Genomic DNA, 14,951 nt, shown 5'->3' on the forward strand with positions numbered 1-14,951 from the left:
CGCTGGGCGAACGGGCCGGTGAAGGCGCCCGGCATGTGCTGGGCGATGACGATCGGCACGGAGAAGTCGGACGGCAGCTTGCCGAGAACAGCGGGCACGGCGGCCGGGCCACCGGTAGACGCGCCGATCACCACCAGCCCCTGGCGGCTGAGAAACGCGCTTGGGGCACTGCGCCCCGCACGTTGACGGGGCTCCGCCACCGGCGGCATCTCCGGGCGCGACCCGTTGCCGGCCGAAACCGATTCGCGCTGGGAGCGCAACGCCAGCATCCGCACCCGCGAGCACAGACGCCGCCCCGAACGGGCCAGCGTATCCTCGGGGTCGTCGCCGTTCTTGGGAAAGAAGTCGACCGCGCCGGCATCCAGCGCATCAAGGGTGGCCTCGGCGCCGGCCTTGGTCAGGGCCGAGAGCATCAGGATCGGGGTCGGACAGCGATCGGTGATTCGCCGCACCGCCGAGATGCCGTCCATGATCGGCATCTCGACGTCCATGGTGATGATGTCGGGCTTGAGTTCGCAGGCCTTGAGCACGGCCTGGCGCCCGTTGGATGCCTCGCCCACCACCTCGAGCCGCGGGTCGCTGGAGAAGACCTCCCGCAGCGCGCGGCGAAAGAACAGCGAGTCGTCGACGATAAGCAGGCGGATCGGCATCGGTCAGGCCACCGAACGCAGACGTTGCCGGCCGCGGCCGGTATTGCGACGCACCATGCCCGGCAGGTCGAGGATCAGGGCGATGTGTCCGTCGCCGGTGATCGTCGCCCCGGCGAAGCCCTCGACCACGCGCAACAGCTCGCCGAGGGGCTTGATCACCACCTCTTCCTGGCCGATCACCGAGTCGACCACCAGGGCCATGAGTTGCGCACCGTGCTGGACCATGACCACCTGGTCGGTCTCGCAGCGCGTGCCCGGCGACTCCCCGCGCAGGGCGAGCCAATCGGTCATGCGGAACAGCGGCACGGCGCGGTCGCGTACCGTGATGGTCGACTGGCCGTCGACCACGTTCACTTCCTTGTCGGCCATCTCGAAGATCTCGTTGACCACCGACAGCGGGATGGCGTATTTGCGCCCGCTGACGATCACCATCAGGGTCGGCAGGATGGCCAACGTCAGCGGCACCTTGATGTTGATCTGGGTGCCTTCGCCCGGCTCCGAGTCGATGCTGATGGTGCCCGAGAGCTTGGTGATCGCGGTCTTGACCACGTCCATGCCCACACCTCGGCCGGAGATGTCCGAGATCTGATCCTTGGTGGAAAAGCCCGGGTGCAGGATCAGCTCGAAGCATTCCTGGTCGCTGAGGCGCTCGGCGGTATCGGGATCGACCACCCCCTTTTCCACACCCTTGCGGCGCAGCACCTCGGCGTCCATGCCGGCCCCGTCGTCCTGAATCGACAGGCGGATGTGGTCGCCCTCCTGAGCGGCCGACAGCAGCACGGTGCCGGCGCGATCCTTGCCCTTGGCCTCGCGATCGTCCGGCATCTCGATGCCGTGGTCGACGGCGTTGCGCACCAGGTGGATCAGCGGGTCGGCCAGCGCCTCGACCAGGTTCTTGTCGAGATCGGTGTCCTCGCCCTCGAGCTCGAGGTTGACCTCCTTGCCAAGCGTGCGTGCGGTATCCCGCACCACGCGCGGGAAGCGGCCGAAGACCTTCTTGACCGGCTGCATGCGGGTCTTCATCACCGCACCCTGCAGATCGGAAGTGACCATGTCGAGCGTGGCGATCACCGAGGCGATCTCCTCGTTCTCGAAGGTCGACTTGAGCGTGTTCATGCGGTTGCGCACCAGTACCAGCTCGCCCACCAGGTTCATAATGCTGTCGAGCCGCTCGGTGTCGACGCGGACCGTGGTTTCCACCGGTGCCTTGTGCGTGTCCGCCTTGGGCTTGGTCTCCGCCTTGGCGGGCTCGGCGGCCTTGCCGGCCGCCGGGCTCGGCGCGGCGGGCTTTTCCGGGGCCGGGGCCGTGGTCTCGACCGGCTTTGCCGCCTTGGGAGCAGCGGCCGTCGGCGCCTTGCCCTTGCCGTAGAGCTCGTCGAGTACCGCCTCGAATTCCTCGTCGGTGATCTCGTCGGAATCCGCGGCGGCGCTCTCCTTCCTGGCCCCGGTGGCGGCCGTCTCGGGCGTCGGGGCCTGGAACTTGCCCTTGCCGTGCAATTCGTCGAGCAGGCTCTCGAACTCCTCGTCGCTGATCAGATCGGCGTCGGCCGCGTCGCTTGCCGCCGGCGAGGCGTCGGATTCCGCGGCGTCCAGGTCGGCCAGCATGCGATCGAAGGCGTCGTCCTCTTCGGCAACGGAATCAGCCACCTGCACTGGTTCGGCGGGCGGGGCCTCGGGGGCTGTCCTGGTCGGCGCGGCCGGGGCAGCATCCTGGTGCGCCAGCCCCTCGATCTCCTTGAGGAACGCCTTGGAGACGTCCTCCGGGTATTCGCCGGCGCGCAACGAGTCGAACATGCCGTTGAGCACGTCGATCACCTGCAGCATCACGTCCATGATGCGGCCGTTCATGGTGATCTCGTGGTTGCGCAGCAGGTTGAAGATGTCCTCGGCGCGGTGGCAGACCTCCACCAGCGGATGAACCTCGAGGAAGCCGGCGCCACCCTTGATGGTATGGAAGGCGCGGAACACCGAGTTGAGCCGGTCGGCGTCATCGGGCGACTGCTCCAGCTCGATCAGCTGTTGGTCCAGCCCGTTGAGCAGCTCACCGGCCTCAATCAGGAAGTCCTGCAACAGCTCGTTGTCGGGTTCGAATGCCATGCTTGCCTCTCATTCGCTCGGTGTCACCCACGATGGGCCGACACATTCCTGCCCGCCTTCAACAGCGGGCATCTCACTCGACCGCCGGGATCAGAATCCCAGGCTGGCGAGCAGATCGTCGACGTCGTCCTGATTCTTGACCACGTTGTCCCCGGCATTGGGCAGTTGCGGCCCAACGCCGTCATCGGCCTGCTCGGCAGGGGCGGACTTGCCGTCCCGCCCCTTGGCGCCGCGCACCGGGGCGGTGATCTGCAACAGGCCGACCAGCTTTTCCTCGAGTTGTTCGAGCAGGTCGATCACCCGCAGCAGGAGCTGACCGGACAGATCCTGAAACTCCTGGGCCATCATGATCTCGGTGAACTGGCCCTTGAGCCGTTCCCCACAGCGGGTGGTCGAGTCGAGGTAACGGGTCATCGACTCGACCACGCCACCCAGGCGAGCGTTATCGGCCTCGCTGGCGGCGACTTTAGCCAGTTCGTCCTTGAGGCGCTGCGAGCGCTCGACGATCTGCTCGGCCGTGGGGGTGGCTTCCTCGGTGATGGTCAGGGTGCGGGTGGCGGCCTGTTCGGTCAGCGTGATGACGTAGCGCAGGCGGTCGCGCGCGTCCGGCATCTCGTCCTCGGCCAGCGCCCCCAGACGTTCGTCCTCGGCAAAACTCTTCAAGGTGTCGTGCACCTCGCGGGTCATCCGGCCGACCTCGTCGAAGATGTTGCCGGAGTAGGCGGCGGTCAGCTCACCGATCAGCTGCGCCTCGCCCGCCGAGTCCTCGCTCTCGATCGCCGCGACCAGTGCCCGGGCATCGGCCAGCCGCTTCTCGCGGCCGACCACCGGCTGGAAATCCTGCTCGTCTGCTCGTGTCATCCCACGCCCCTACGATTCGACGCGTTCGAAGATCTTGTCGATCTTCTCCTTGAGCGTGGCCCCATTGAAGGGCTTGACGATGTAGCCGTTCACGCCTTCCTGGGCGGCGAGCACGATCTGCTCGCGCTTGGCCTCGGCCGTCACCATCAGCACCGGCAGACTGGCAAGATTCGGGTCGGCACGGACCGCGCGCAACAGATCGATGCCGGTCATGCCCGGCATGTTCCAGTCGGTGACTAGGAAATCGAAATTGCCCTGCTTGAGCAGCGGCAGTGCCGTCTGGCCATCATCGGCCTCCTCGATGTTCGTGAAGCCAAGCTCCTTGAGGAGGTTCTTGATGATCCGGCGCATCGTGGAGAAATCGTCCACCACGAGGATCTTCATGTTTCGGTCCATTTTCGCCCCTGGGATCGTTTGTCAGTACCAGGCAGGTTGCCTTGTTCGAGATGGGTTATAGAGGATCTATCGGCGCCGACCGGTCAAAATTGAGCCCGTCGACAAACGGGCTTGGCATGGGCCGGCTAGTTCCAGGCATTCATGGCGGTTTTCAACCGCATGATCGCCTTGTTATGGATCTGGCAGACGCGCGACTCGCTGACGCCGAGCACCGCCCCGATCTCCTTCTGGTTGAGTTCCTCGACATAGTACAGGGACATCACCAGTCTTTCCCGTTCGGGCAGCTCGTCGATGCAGTCGGCCAGATCGCGCTGGAAGTGATCCTCGGCCAGCGCCTCGTCGGGCTGCGGGCTGTTGGGATCGGCGATGTCGAAGGTCTCGTTCTCCGACTCGCCGCCGTGGTCGAGCGAGCCCACGTGTACCGAAGAGGAGTCGGTAAGCGCGGCGTGGTAGTCGTCGAGGGTGATACCCATGCGCTCGCAGACTTCGGCATCGCGCGCCTCGCGACCGGTCTCGGCCTCGATCTCGGCCACCGTCTGGGCGATCTCCCGCTGGCGACGATAGACCGAACGCGGCGCCCAGTCGTTGCGACGCACCTCGTCGAGCATCGCCCCGCGTATGCGCAGGCCCGCGTAGGTCTCGAACGACGCGCCCTTGTCCCCGTCGAACAGTCGCGCGGCATCCAGCAGCCCGACCATGCCCGCCTGGATCAGGTCCTCGGCCTGCACGTGCGATGGCAGCCGACCGAGCAGATGGAAGGCGACCCGCTTGACGAGATCGGCATGCTTGGCGACCAGTGCTTCGGTCGATCCGGCCTGAACGTTCTGATACATGGCACGTGCATTCATAGCAGGTTCTCGGGATCCAGCTCGGCGTTGTTCACCAGTCGCTCGACGAAAAACTGCAACTGTCCCTGTGGTCCGCGCGGCACCGGCCACTGATTGACCTTGTCGGCCATCGCCGTGAACGCCCGGGTCGACTTGGCCCCCCCGTAGAGTTGCACGACGGTCTTCTGACGCTGCACCGCCCGACGCAGATAGTCATCGAACGGCACCGAGCCCATGTGGGTCAGGGTCACGTCGAGAAAGCGCTTGGCGGCCACCGACAGCTTCTCGAACAGGCGCCGGCCCTCGGCCGCGTCGCGGACCATGTTCGCCACCACGTGGAACCGCGTCACGCCGTGCTCACGCGAGAGTACCTTGATCACCGCGTAGGCATCGGTGATCGAGGCCGGTTCGTCACAGACCACGACGATCACCTCGCTGGCCGCCTCGGCGAAGCGCACCACCGAGTCGGCGATGCCCGCGGCCGAATCGACCACCAGGGTGTCGACCGGCCAGCGCATGCCGGAAAAGGCCGAAATCAGGCCGGCGTTCTCGGCGGGAGTCAGTGCGGCCATGCTGGCCACCCCGCTGGCCGCCGGCAGGATGCCGATACCCTCCGGGCCTTCGAGCATGATCTCGTCGAGGGTCGCCTGCCCGGCGAGCACGTGGGACAGATTGCCCCGGGACTGTAGACCAAGCAGCACGTCGACGTTGCCAAGCCCGAGATCGGCGTCCATCAGCACGACCCGGTCGCCGCTGCGGGCGAGAGCCACGGAGAGATTGACCGAGACGTTGGTCTTGCCCACGCCGCCCTTGCCGCTGGTCACGGCGATCACCCGTACCGGGCGATTGGCGTTGGCGTGGCGCACCCCGTCGGCCTGGTCATGGCCATTGACGGGCTGGGTTGTCATCCGGCTTGATTGAGCATCCACAGCGGATCGTCCCGGTCGGTGTGTTCGAGTTGTGACTGCCCCATTTCCAGGGCCTGCTTGATGAGGTCAGCCGCCTTGGGGAACCAGAGATCCTCCGGCACCCGCTGGCCCACGCCAGCGCAGACCAGCGGCAGACGCCGCGGCTCGCCGTCGACTCCGGCCAGCGGGCGGACCAGAGCGGCCAGCCCGCCCCCGAGCAGGACGGTCTCGTCGAGCTTGGTGAGCACGGTGCCATGCAGCGGCAGGCCGGCGAAGCGCTTCTTGACGTCCTCGAGCGCCGGGTACTGCGCGTTGGCCGACAGCACCAGCAGGAGCTTGACCGCCTCGCCCGCGCCCATCAGGGCCTCGAGCTTCTGCATCATGCGGAAGTCGCGCTGCGACATCCCGGAGGTGTCGATCAGCACCAGGTGCCGATCCGCCACGGCCTCGAGCAACTGGGCCAGGTGCGTCTCGTCACGGGCGATATGCAGCGGCACATTAAGGATACGGGCGTAGTTGCGCAACTGCTCCTGGGCGCCGATACGGAAGCGGTCGGTACTTATCAGCGCGACCGAGTCGCGCCCCCGGTGCAGGACCGCGCGGGCGGCCAGCTTGGCAAGCGTAGTGGTCTTGCCCACCCCGGTCGGGCCGACGAAGGCATACGTCCCACCAGCCTCGACCGGGTCCTCGGCGCGATGCTCGAGTTGCTCGCCCAGCATCCTGAGCGCCTCGACGAAGGCTCGATCCGGCGCCGCCTGGGCCGCGGCCCGACCGAGTTCGCGCGCCAGCCCCGTCGGCAGACCGATATCCTGGAGGCGTTGCACGGTGGATATCTCGGCCGGATGCGCCTGACTGAAACGATGCCACTCCATCACCGACAGCTGCCGCTCGAACAGGTCACGCAGCTGGGCGACCTCCTCGGTCAGGGTCGACAGCCGCCCCTCGGCCGCGCCCTGGTCCTCGACCAGCCAATCCCAGTGCGACGGCGTCCGGCTGGGCGAGCGGGCGACCGGCTCATCGGTGGCCACTTTCGCGGCCGGCTCGGTCGCCGGGCCGGCCAGCTGCTCGCTCCAGGCGGCCAGCGCCTCGGAGAAGGCCGCACGGTCCTCGTCGGACCCGGCGGCGGAGTTCTCATCGGATGCAGTCGCCTCGGCAGTCTGGCCTGCCTCCGCTTCCGCCCGTCGGCTGCGCTCGGCGAGCATCTCGGCGGTGGTCTTGGGTGCGGCGTCATCGCCCTGGGTCATCTCGGTCTCGGACGAGGCCGCACGCGCGGACTCGTCGCGCGTCTGAGGCGCCGAGTGGTCGGCCCGCCTTGCCTCACTGGCCACGGGCCGCTCCGAGGCACCGGCAATCCGGCTGGCCGACTGCTGGGCGGCCGCCAGCTGGATCGCCTTCTCGTCGAAATCCATCGCGGCGATCACCTCCACCCCGCCGGAGACCGGCTTGTTGGAGAGGATGACGGCCTCGTCACCGAACACGCGCCGTACCTGGCGCATGGCCTCGCGCATGTCACTGGCGATGATTCGCTTGATTTTCATGTGTCCACCAGACCCTTGACGGTTGGGTTACGGGGTCGAGTCGTCAGCCCTCGTTCTGGTTGCCGACGCTCGCCACCACGCGTATTTCCTTGTTGTCCGGTATCTCGTGATAGCTCAGCACGCTGAGCGTCGGGATCGAGTGCCGGACCATGCGCGAGAGCCAGCTGCGAATCTGCGGTGCGACCAGGAGGATGGCGGGCTTGCCGCTCTGCTCCTGACGCTCGGCCGCGTCCTTGAGCGACTTGTGCAGTCGCTCGGCCAGGCCGGGCTCGATTCCGGGGGCCTGATTCCCGCGCTGGGTACTGTTAAGCAAGAGCTGTTCCAACTGTGGATCCAGGGTGATGACCGGCACGGTCGGCGCCAAGCCGTTGATGTGCTGGACGATCATCCGGCCGAGCGCCATGCGCACGCTCTCCGTCAATTCCCCGACGTCCTGGGTACGTTGCCCCTGGATCGTCAAGGTTTCGGCAATCGTGCGGATGTCGCGGATCGGGATGCGCTCGGCCAGCAGCTGACCGAGCACCTCGACGATGGTGGTCATCGGCAGGGTCTTGGGCACCAGGTCCTCGACCAGCTTCGGGCTGCTCTGCTTGAGCGTGTCGAGCAGCTGCTGAGCCTGTTCGTAGCCGAACAGGTCGGCGGCGTTGTCGCCCAGGATCTGCGAGAGATGGGTGGCGACCACCGTGGCCGGATCGACCACCGTATACCCGAGTGCCTGGGCCTCTTCCTTCTGACCGCGATCGATCCAGTAGGCCTTCAGCCCGAAGGCCGGATCGGTGGTCTGGATGCCCTTGATGTCGCCGGAGACCTGGCCCGGATTGATCGCCATGTCGCGGTCGGGAAATATCTCGGCGGTGCCGATCGGTACCCCGTTGAGGCTGATGCGGTACTCGTTGGGCTTGAGATCGAGGTTGTCGCGGATGTGGACCGTGGAGATCAGGAAGCCCAGATCCTGCGAGAGCTTCTTGCGCACGCCCTTGATCCGCGGCATCAGCTGGCCACCCTGGTTGCGATCGACCAGCGGGATCAGGCCGTAGCCCACTTCCAGGCCGATCAGGTCCACCGGGGGCACGTCGTCCCAGGTCAGTTCCTTGACCTCGGGCTTGGTCTCCGCCGGCGTGGCCTCGGCGGCAGCCTTCTCGGCCGCCTCGGCGGCCTGGCGACGCGACACCAGCCAGGCGCCGCCACCGGCCAGGGCCGCCAGGCCGAGGAAGGCCACGTTCGGCATGCCCGGCACCAGGCCGAGACCAGCCATCAGGCCGGCGGCCACGCCAAGCACCCGCGGGTCGGAGAACATCTGCTTTTGGACCTGCGAGCCCATGTCGTCGGTCGAGGCGGTCACCCGGGTGACGATGATCGCGGTGGCCGTCGAGATCAGCAGCGAGGGAATGGTGGCGACCAGGCCGTCGCCGATGGTCAGCAGGACGTAGGTCTCGGCGGCGTTGCCGAACGGCATGCCGTGCTGGGCGACACCGATCAGCAACCCGCCGATCACGTTGATGAACACGATCAGGATGCCGGCGATGGCATCGCCGCGAACGAACTTCGAGGCACCGTCCATCGAGCCGTAGAAGTCGGCCTCCGAGGCGATCTCCTCGCGACGCGCGCGCGCCTGCTCCTGGTTGATGATGCCGGCGTTGAGATCGGCGTCGATCGCCATCTGCTTGCCGGGCAACGAGTCGAGCGTGAAGCGTGCGGAGACCTCGGAGACGCGGCCGGCACCCTTGGTGATGACCACGAAGTTGATCACCATCAGGATGATGAACACCACCAGGCCGACGGCGTAGTTGCCGCCGATGACGAAGTTGCCGAAGGCCTCGATCACGTTGCCGGCCGCCCCCGGGCCCTCGTGGCCATTGAGCAGCACCACGCGGGTCGACGCGACGTTGAGGGCCAGTCGCAGCAGGGTCGCGATCAGGATGACGGTCGGGAATATCGCGAAATCCAGCGGCTTGCCCACGTAGAGCACCACCATCAGGATGATCAGCGACAGGGTGATGTTGAAGGTGAACAGGGCGTCAAGACCCAGTGGCGGCAACGGCACGATCACCATCGCCAACAGCATGATGATCATCACCGGTGGCCCGATGCCCTGCCCCCGGTACTGACGCAGGGTGTCGCCGAGGCGAGCGAAACTGAAATTGTTCAGGCTGGGTTTCATTCGGGCGCGTTCTTCTCTGCTTGCGTTGGCATCAGTTGGTCACGGTCACTCGGCGGGCGGCACGTCGAAGCCTTCGGGCACCTCGGGCTCCGGTCGTCCCGGCGTCTGGCCGGCACCGCGAGCGGCCTCCTTGAGCTGGTAGACGTAGGCCAGCACCTGGGCCACCGCGGTGTACAGCGCGGCGGGGATCACCTCGTCGATCTCGACGTGCGTATACAAGGCCCGTGCCAACGGCGGGGCCTCGAAGATCTCGACACCGTGAGCCGCGGCGATCTTGCGCAGATTGAGTGCCATCTCGTCGACACCCTTGGCCACCACGATGGGAGCGCCCACACCCTCGGCGTCATACTTGAGCGCCACGGCATAGTGAGTCGGGTTGGTGACCACCACGTCGGCCTCGGGCACCGCCTCCATCATCCGCCGCCGTGACATCTGCATCTGCGTCTGCCGGATGCGCTGCTTGACCTCCGGCCGCCCCTCGACGTCCTTGTGCTCGTCCTTTACTTCCTGGAGGGTCATGCGCTGCTGCTTGTTGTGGTTCCAGATCTGGAACGGCACGTCGACCAGCGCCACCAGCAGCAGCCCGAGCGAAACGGCGAGAAACCCCCAGCCGATCAGCCATCCGGCGTGCACCAGGGCCGCATCGAACGGCTGCAGGCCGAGGCTCAGGAACTCGGGTTCGAAGGCGAAAAACACCGCCACCCCAATCGCGGCGATCAACGTGAACTTGGCGAAGGTCTTGCCCAGCTCCATCAGCGCCTGGACACCGAAGATGCGCTTGAGCCCGGAGATGGGGTTCATCTTGGAAAGCTTCGGTGCCATGGCCTGAGCGGAGAAGTTCCAGCCGCCAACCGCCATGGTCGCGGCGATCGCCAGCACGATCGTGGCAAAGAAGATCGGCACGAAGGCGAGAAAGCCGTCGGCAAAGGCGTTCGCCAGCCGCGAGAACATCGCTGCCTGGTCGAAGACGTCAGCGCGCTCGATGATGAACGAGTCACGCACGACCTCGGCCAGCCCCAGCATCATCTGGCCACCGAACACCAGAAACACGGCAGCCGACCCGACCGTCAGCACAAAGGAGTTGAGCTCCCGAGACCGGGCGACCTGACCCTTCTCGCGGGCCTCACGCAACCGTTTCGCGGTGGGCTCTTCGGTTTTCTCCTGGCCGTTCTCGTTCTCCGCCACCAACTCACCTCAGGATTTCGGACATCAGCACGAACGCCTGATGCACGAACTGTTCCACGTTAGGGAACCAGAGGGGAGCGGCAAGGAACAGCAGGAAGAAGCCGATCAGCAGGGTGGCAGGGAAACCCACCGAGAAGATGTTCATCTGGGGAGCGGCGCGCGTGATCACGCCCATGGCGAGGTTAACCATCAACAGGGTGGTCACCACCGGCAGCGCGACGAGCACCGCGTTGATGTACATCTGCTGGCCGAACCAGGCGATCGCGCGAAAGTCCTCGGCAGTCAGCCCCACCGGCGATACCGGCAGGATGGTGAACGAATCCGCCAGCATCTTGACGATCATCGCCGGAACGTTGAGGGCGACCATCAGCAGGGTGACCACGATGGTCAGAAACTGCGAGATCAGTGGCACGTTCACGCCATTCTGCGGATCGACCGTCTGGGCGAAGCCCAGGCCCATGCTCATGGCGATCGACTCGCCGGCAATCACGAACGCCGCTATCACCATGTTGAGGATGAACCCCATCGCTATGCCGATCAGCAACTGCTGGACGATCATGGTGACACCCTCGATCGATAGCGGATCGATCGGCGGAATCTCGGGCACCATCGGCGTGATCACCAGCGAAACGGCCAGCGCGATCAGCAACCGGATGCGTGCCGGCAGGGACTGCGAACCGAAGATCGGCGCGACCATGAGCATCGCCCCGACCCGGATCAGCACCCACAGGTAAGTGGCGGTCCAGCCGAGGATCTGCTCGATCGCCAGTTCCAAGAGGCCTGCCTCAGGCGATCAGCGAGGGGATGTTGTTGAACAGCCGCTCGGTGAAATCGACGATCACCTGCAACATCCAGGGCGCGGCCAGCAGGATGGCGACCACCACCGCGATCATCTTGGGGATGAAGCTCAGGGTCATCTCGTTGATCTGGGTCGCCGCCTGGAACATGCCGATCAAGAGACCCACGGCCAGCGCCGTCAGCAGAATCGGCATCGAGAGATACAGGATGACCATCAGGGCCTGGCGGGTAAGATCGATGACGGTATCAGGGCTCATGGCCTACCCCCCCATGTAGAAACTGGACGCGAGCGTGCCCATCAACAGCGCCCAGCCGTCGACCAGCACGAACAGCATGATCTTGAACGGCAAGGACACGATCATCGGCGAGAGCATCATCATGCCCATCGACATCAGCACCGAGGCGACGACCAGGTCGATGATGAGAAACGGAATGAAGATCAGGAAACCGATCTGAAACGCCGTCTTGAGCTCCGAGGTGACGAAGGCGGCCATCAGCACGGTCAGCGGCACGTCCTCGGGCGTTTCGAAGTCGGGATAGTCGCCGATCTCCTGGTAGAGGGCGATGTCGCTCTCGCGCGTCTGGTTGAGCATGAAGGTGCGCAGCGGCTGTGCGGCGCGATCGATCGCCTCCATCGCGTCGATCTCCTCGGCCATGTACGGGCCGACCCCCTCGTCGTAGGCGGCCTGGAACACCGGCGCCATGATGAACAACGTCAGGAACAGCGCCAGGCCGAGCAGGATCTGGTTGGAGGGTGTCTGGACCGTACCCAATGCCTGACGCAGCAGTGCCAGCACGATGATGATCCGCGTGAACGAGGTCATCATCAGCAGCAACGACGGCAGCAGCGTGAGCACCGTCATCAAGGCGAGGATCTGCAGCGTCAGGCTGTACTCGGTCCCCCCGTCCTCGCCTTCGGTGAGTGTCACGGCAGGCAGGCCCGGCTCCGCGAACACCGGCAGACTGGTCGCAAGAAGACCAAACCCCAGCAGCAATGCCGACATCAACCGCTTGGAGAGGTTAGCCTTCATCGGAGCCTCCCTTGCTCCCCTGGCCGCGACGCCCGAAACGGGCCGCCAACTGCGCCTGGAAGGCCTCGCCGAAGCTGGGATTCTCGCCGTCCCGGCGGCGGGGCTCGAGGGGCGGGTCGACCCAGCCGAGCGACTCGATCGCCCCCTGGCTGACCCCGACCAGCATCTGCCGGTCGCCCACGGCCACCAGCAGGATGCGCTCGCGCGGGCCGATCGACATCTGCGTGAGCACCTGCATCGGGTAGTTGCCGGCGCGGGCATCCAGACGGCCGACGCGCTTGACCACCCAGACCAGGGCGAACATCAGCACCAGCACCAGGATCAGACTGATGACCAGCTTGACCAGATAGCTCGGCGCGAGCGGATCGATGGCCTCGGCCGCCCGGGCCGGGCCGGCCAGCAGGAACAGGAAAAGAAACGGAATGACTCGCATGATCAACGCAATCACCGCAGCTTGCGCAGGCGTTCGGCCGGGCTGATCACGTCGGTCAGGCGGATGCCGAACTTCTCGTTGATCACCACCACCTCGCCGCGGGCAATCAGCGTGCCGTTGACCAGCACGTCGAGCGGCTCGCCGGCCAGCCGGTCGAGCTCGACGATCGAGCCCTGGTTCAGCTGGAGCAGGTTGCGGATGTTGATCGCGGTCCGGCCGATCTCCATGGAGATATTGACCGGCACGTCCATGATGACGTCGAAATTGACCGGGTTCTCGTCATCATCGGGATGGGCACCGTCGGAAAACTGTTCCATGCCGACCGGCTCGGCCTGCCCGCCACCCTTGTCGGCACCGCCCTCGGAGTGTGCCTGTTCGGCCATGGCCGCCGCCCAGTCGTCCTCGGTTGACTTGTCGGTTTCTTCAGCCATCGTCTTTGTCTCCTGATTGGTTCAACCCGGGGATCTGCGCCCGCAGGATCTCGTTGGGGTGCGCCGCCCGCTCGAGCCGTTCGGGCACCGGCTCCTCGACGCGTATCGCCTTGTTCCCCTTGAACACGCCCATCTTGCCGCGGTACAGGGGCAGCCCGTCGCTGACGAGCGTCGCGTATTCCGGCATCTCGAAGGGGATCACCTGCCCCACTTCCATGTGGGCCACATCCTTGAGCGACATGCGCACATCGGCCAGGTGGGCGGTCAGCTCGATCTCGGCAAACCCCAGCTCGCGCTTCAACGCCTTGGTCCAGCGCTCGTCGACCTCCAGCCGGTCACCCTGCATGCCGCCGTCGAGCAGATCGCGGATCGGCTCGATCATCGAGTAGGGCACGACGAAGTCGAACTTTCCCGATCCGCCCTCGACCTCGATGCGGAAGCTCGAGACCACCACCACCTCGGTCGCCGAGACGATGTTCGCCAGCTGCGGATTCATCTCGTGACTGACGGTCTCGAACATGATCGGGTAGATGCCCGCCCAGGCGTTCTGCATCTCCTCGGTCGCCTGCTCGAGCACACGTCGGATGACCCGCAACTCGGTGGGCGTGAAGTCACGTCCCTCGATCTTGGCGTGCATGCCGAAGCCGCCGAAGAAGTTGTCGACCAGCGAGAACACCAGCCGCGACTCCATCATGAACATCCCCAGCCCCTTGAGCGGACGCACGTGCATCAGCGTCATCGAGGTGGGCACGAACAGCGTGTGGATGTACTCCGAGAACTTGGTCATCTCCACGCCCTCGATCGAGATCTCGACCGAACGACGCAGCATGGACACCAGCCGGATACGCAGGCTGCGCGCAAAGCGCTCGTTGAGCATCTCGAGCGTCGGCAACCGACCACGGACGATGCGCTCCTGGGTGGTGAGATCGTAGGCCCTGGCCTGGGTCGGATCCCCGACCCCCTGCTCGGTCTCGACGTCACCCTCGTCGACGCCGTTGAGCAGCGCGTCGATCTCGTCCTGGGAGAGGATGTCGGCTTCAGACATAAGCGCCTCGCGCCATTTGGCCCCCTGACCCCGACCCCGGGTGTTCCACCCGCGGCATCACTGCATCAGGAGCTTGGTGAAGTAGACGTTCTCGACCGGCTGGTCGAGCTCGCTGCCATCCGAAAGGATCCTGTTGATCTCCTCGGTCAACGATTGCTGCAACGCCTCCTTGCCCGCCCGGGTACGCAGTTCGGCCGAGTCGACGTCGCTGAGTACCAGCATGACGTCATTCACGATTCGCGAACGTTGCGTCTTGACCAGTTCCTCGACCTTCGGCTCACGGGTGACCAGCTCAAGCTGCACCTGCAGCACGTTCGCGTCGTTCTGCTTGCTCAGGTTCACCGTGATCGGATCACCCAGCGAGACGTTGATCGGCGGCCCCTCGGGCTTCTCGACCTCCTCGCTCTGCTCGGTGGCCTCCTCCCCCTCACCGGGCGGCTTGTCATCGCCACCGGTGAGCAGCAACGCCGTGACCACCGCTCCGATCGCCAGGATCACGACGATCAACACCGCGAGCAGGATCACGATCAGCTTGTTGCCGCCCTTCTTTTCTGCGGCTGCCTCGTCGCCTTCGGCCATTTTCCTTACCT

At 65.5% G+C, this 14,951-nt stretch carries 16 protein-coding genes; all 16 read right to left on the reverse strand.

Annotated features, from left to right (window positions below):
- Positions 1-650: response regulator (locus ACLFRM_RS02675; RefSeq protein WP_410754168.1), on the reverse strand; the 650-nt coding region annotated here is incomplete at its 3' end.
- Between the two features lie 3 nt (positions 651-653).
- A complete protein-coding gene (locus ACLFRM_RS02680; protein WP_410754169.1) occupies positions 654-2,747 on the reverse strand; it encodes a chemotaxis protein CheA in 2,094 nt (697 codons plus the stop codon).
- A gap of 90 nt (positions 2,748-2,837) precedes the next feature.
- The gene (locus tag ACLFRM_RS02685; protein WP_410754170.1) at positions 2,838-3,608 is read right to left on the reverse strand and encodes a protein phosphatase CheZ; all 771 of its coding nucleotides are present in this window, start codon (positions 3,606-3,608) and stop codon (positions 2,838-2,840) included.
- 9 nt (positions 3,609-3,617) lie between these two features.
- Positions 3,618-4,004, reverse strand: a complete 387-nt coding sequence (gene cheY, locus ACLFRM_RS02690; protein ID WP_410754171.1) for a chemotaxis response regulator CheY — start codon at positions 4,002-4,004, stop codon at positions 3,618-3,620.
- A gap of 125 nt (positions 4,005-4,129) precedes the next feature.
- Complete coding sequence (locus ACLFRM_RS02695) at positions 4,130-4,852, reverse strand: RNA polymerase sigma factor FliA (protein WP_410754172.1); 723 nt, start codon at positions 4,850-4,852, stop codon at positions 4,130-4,132.
- Positions 4,849-5,739 (reverse strand): MinD/ParA family protein, encoded by an 891-nt coding sequence (locus ACLFRM_RS02700; RefSeq protein WP_410754173.1) that lies wholly within the window; start codon positions 5,737-5,739, stop codon positions 4,849-4,851. Before ACLFRM_RS02700 ends, ACLFRM_RS02695 begins: the two co-directional genes overlap by 4 nt.
- Complete coding sequence (gene flhF, locus ACLFRM_RS02705; protein WP_410754174.1) at positions 5,736-7,277, reverse strand: flagellar biosynthesis protein FlhF; 1,542 nt, start codon at positions 7,275-7,277, stop codon at positions 5,736-5,738. The genes ACLFRM_RS02700 and flhF overlap by 4 nt, the downstream gene beginning before the upstream one ends.
- A 43-nt stretch (positions 7,278-7,320) precedes the next feature.
- A complete protein-coding gene (gene flhA / locus ACLFRM_RS02710; RefSeq protein ID WP_410754212.1) occupies positions 7,321-9,351 on the reverse strand; it encodes a flagellar biosynthesis protein FlhA in 2,031 nt (676 codons plus the stop codon).
- A gap of 132 nt (positions 9,352-9,483) precedes the next feature.
- Complete coding sequence (gene flhB / locus ACLFRM_RS02715; protein ID WP_410754175.1) at positions 9,484-10,623, reverse strand: flagellar biosynthesis protein FlhB; 1,140 nt, start codon at positions 10,621-10,623, stop codon at positions 9,484-9,486.
- Positions 10,624-10,627: 4 nt separating this feature from the next.
- Positions 10,628-11,398 (reverse strand): flagellar biosynthetic protein FliR, encoded by a 771-nt coding sequence (fliR, locus tag ACLFRM_RS02720; RefSeq protein ID WP_410754176.1) that lies wholly within the window; start codon positions 11,396-11,398, stop codon positions 10,628-10,630.
- Between the two features lie 10 nt (positions 11,399-11,408).
- Entirely contained in the window at positions 11,409-11,678 is a 270-nt protein-coding gene (gene fliQ, locus ACLFRM_RS02725) for a flagellar biosynthesis protein FliQ (protein WP_410754177.1), read from the reverse strand.
- A gap of 3 nt (positions 11,679-11,681) precedes the next feature.
- Entirely contained in the window at positions 11,682-12,452 is a 771-nt protein-coding gene (gene fliP, locus ACLFRM_RS02730) for a flagellar type III secretion system pore protein FliP (RefSeq protein WP_410754178.1), read from the reverse strand.
- Positions 12,442-12,885 (reverse strand): flagellar biosynthetic protein FliO, encoded by a 444-nt coding sequence (fliO, locus tag ACLFRM_RS02735; RefSeq protein ID WP_410754179.1) that lies wholly within the window; start codon positions 12,883-12,885, stop codon positions 12,442-12,444. The genes fliP and fliO overlap by 11 nt, the downstream gene beginning before the upstream one ends.
- Positions 12,886-12,896: 11 nt before the next feature.
- Positions 12,897-13,316, reverse strand: a complete 420-nt coding sequence (gene fliN / locus ACLFRM_RS02740) for a flagellar motor switch protein FliN (RefSeq protein ID WP_410754180.1) — start codon at positions 13,314-13,316, stop codon at positions 12,897-12,899.
- Entirely contained in the window at positions 13,309-14,361 is a 1,053-nt protein-coding gene (gene fliM, locus ACLFRM_RS02745; RefSeq protein WP_410754181.1) for a flagellar motor switch protein FliM, read from the reverse strand. Before fliM ends, fliN begins: the two co-directional genes overlap by 8 nt.
- 57 nt (positions 14,362-14,418) lie before the next feature.
- On the reverse strand, positions 14,419-14,940 hold the full coding sequence (gene fliL, locus ACLFRM_RS02750; protein ID WP_410754182.1) for a flagellar basal body-associated protein FliL: 522 nt from the start codon (positions 14,938-14,940) through the stop codon (positions 14,419-14,421).
- Positions 14,941-14,951: the final 11 nt, after the last annotated feature.

The sequence above is a fragment of the Guyparkeria sp. genome (genome assembly GCF_046540515.1).
Taxonomy (GTDB): Bacteria; Pseudomonadota; Gammaproteobacteria; order Halothiobacillales; family Halothiobacillaceae; genus Guyparkeria.

Excerpts from the sequence above, each read along its gene's own strand:
- ACLFRM_RS02680 (WP_410754169.1), bottom strand. The coding sequence starts at position 2,747 with ATGGCATTCGAACCCGACAACGAGCTGTTGCAGGACTTCCTGATTGAG.
- cheY (WP_410754171.1), bottom strand. The coding sequence starts at position 4,004 with ATGGACCGAAACATGAAGATCCTCGTGGTGGACGATTTCTCCACGATG.
- ACLFRM_RS02685 (WP_410754170.1), bottom strand. The coding sequence starts at position 3,608 with ATGACACGAGCAGACGAGCAGGATTTCCAGCCGGTGGTCGGCCGCGAG.
- fliN (WP_410754180.1), bottom strand. The coding sequence starts at position 13,316 with ATGGCTGAAGAAACCGACAAGTCAACCGAGGACGACTGGGCGGCGGCC.
- fliL (WP_410754182.1), bottom strand. The coding sequence starts at position 14,940 with ATGGCCGAAGGCGACGAGGCAGCCGCAGAAAAGAAGGGCGGCAACAAG.
- fliP (WP_410754178.1), bottom strand. The coding sequence starts at position 12,452 with ATGAAGGCTAACCTCTCCAAGCGGTTGATGTCGGCATTGCTGCTGGGG.
- flhF (WP_410754174.1), bottom strand. The coding sequence starts at position 7,277 with ATGAAAATCAAGCGAATCATCGCCAGTGACATGCGCGAGGCCATGCGC.
- flhA (WP_410754212.1), bottom strand. The coding sequence starts at position 9,351 with ATGATCATCATGCTGTTGGCGATGGTGATCGTGCCGTTGCCGCCACTG.
- ACLFRM_RS02695 (WP_410754172.1), bottom strand. The coding sequence starts at position 4,852 with ATGAATGCACGTGCCATGTATCAGAACGTTCAGGCCGGATCGACCGAA.
- fliM (WP_410754181.1), bottom strand. The coding sequence starts at position 14,361 with ATGTCTGAAGCCGACATCCTCTCCCAGGACGAGATCGACGCGCTGCTC.
- fliQ (WP_410754177.1), bottom strand. The coding sequence starts at position 11,678 with ATGAGCCCTGATACCGTCATCGATCTTACCCGCCAGGCCCTGATGGTC.
- fliO (WP_410754179.1), bottom strand. The coding sequence starts at position 12,885 with ATGCGAGTCATTCCGTTTCTTTTCCTGTTCCTGCTGGCCGGCCCGGCC.
- ACLFRM_RS02700 (WP_410754173.1), bottom strand. The coding sequence starts at position 5,739 with ATGACAACCCAGCCCGTCAATGGCCATGACCAGGCCGACGGGGTGCGC.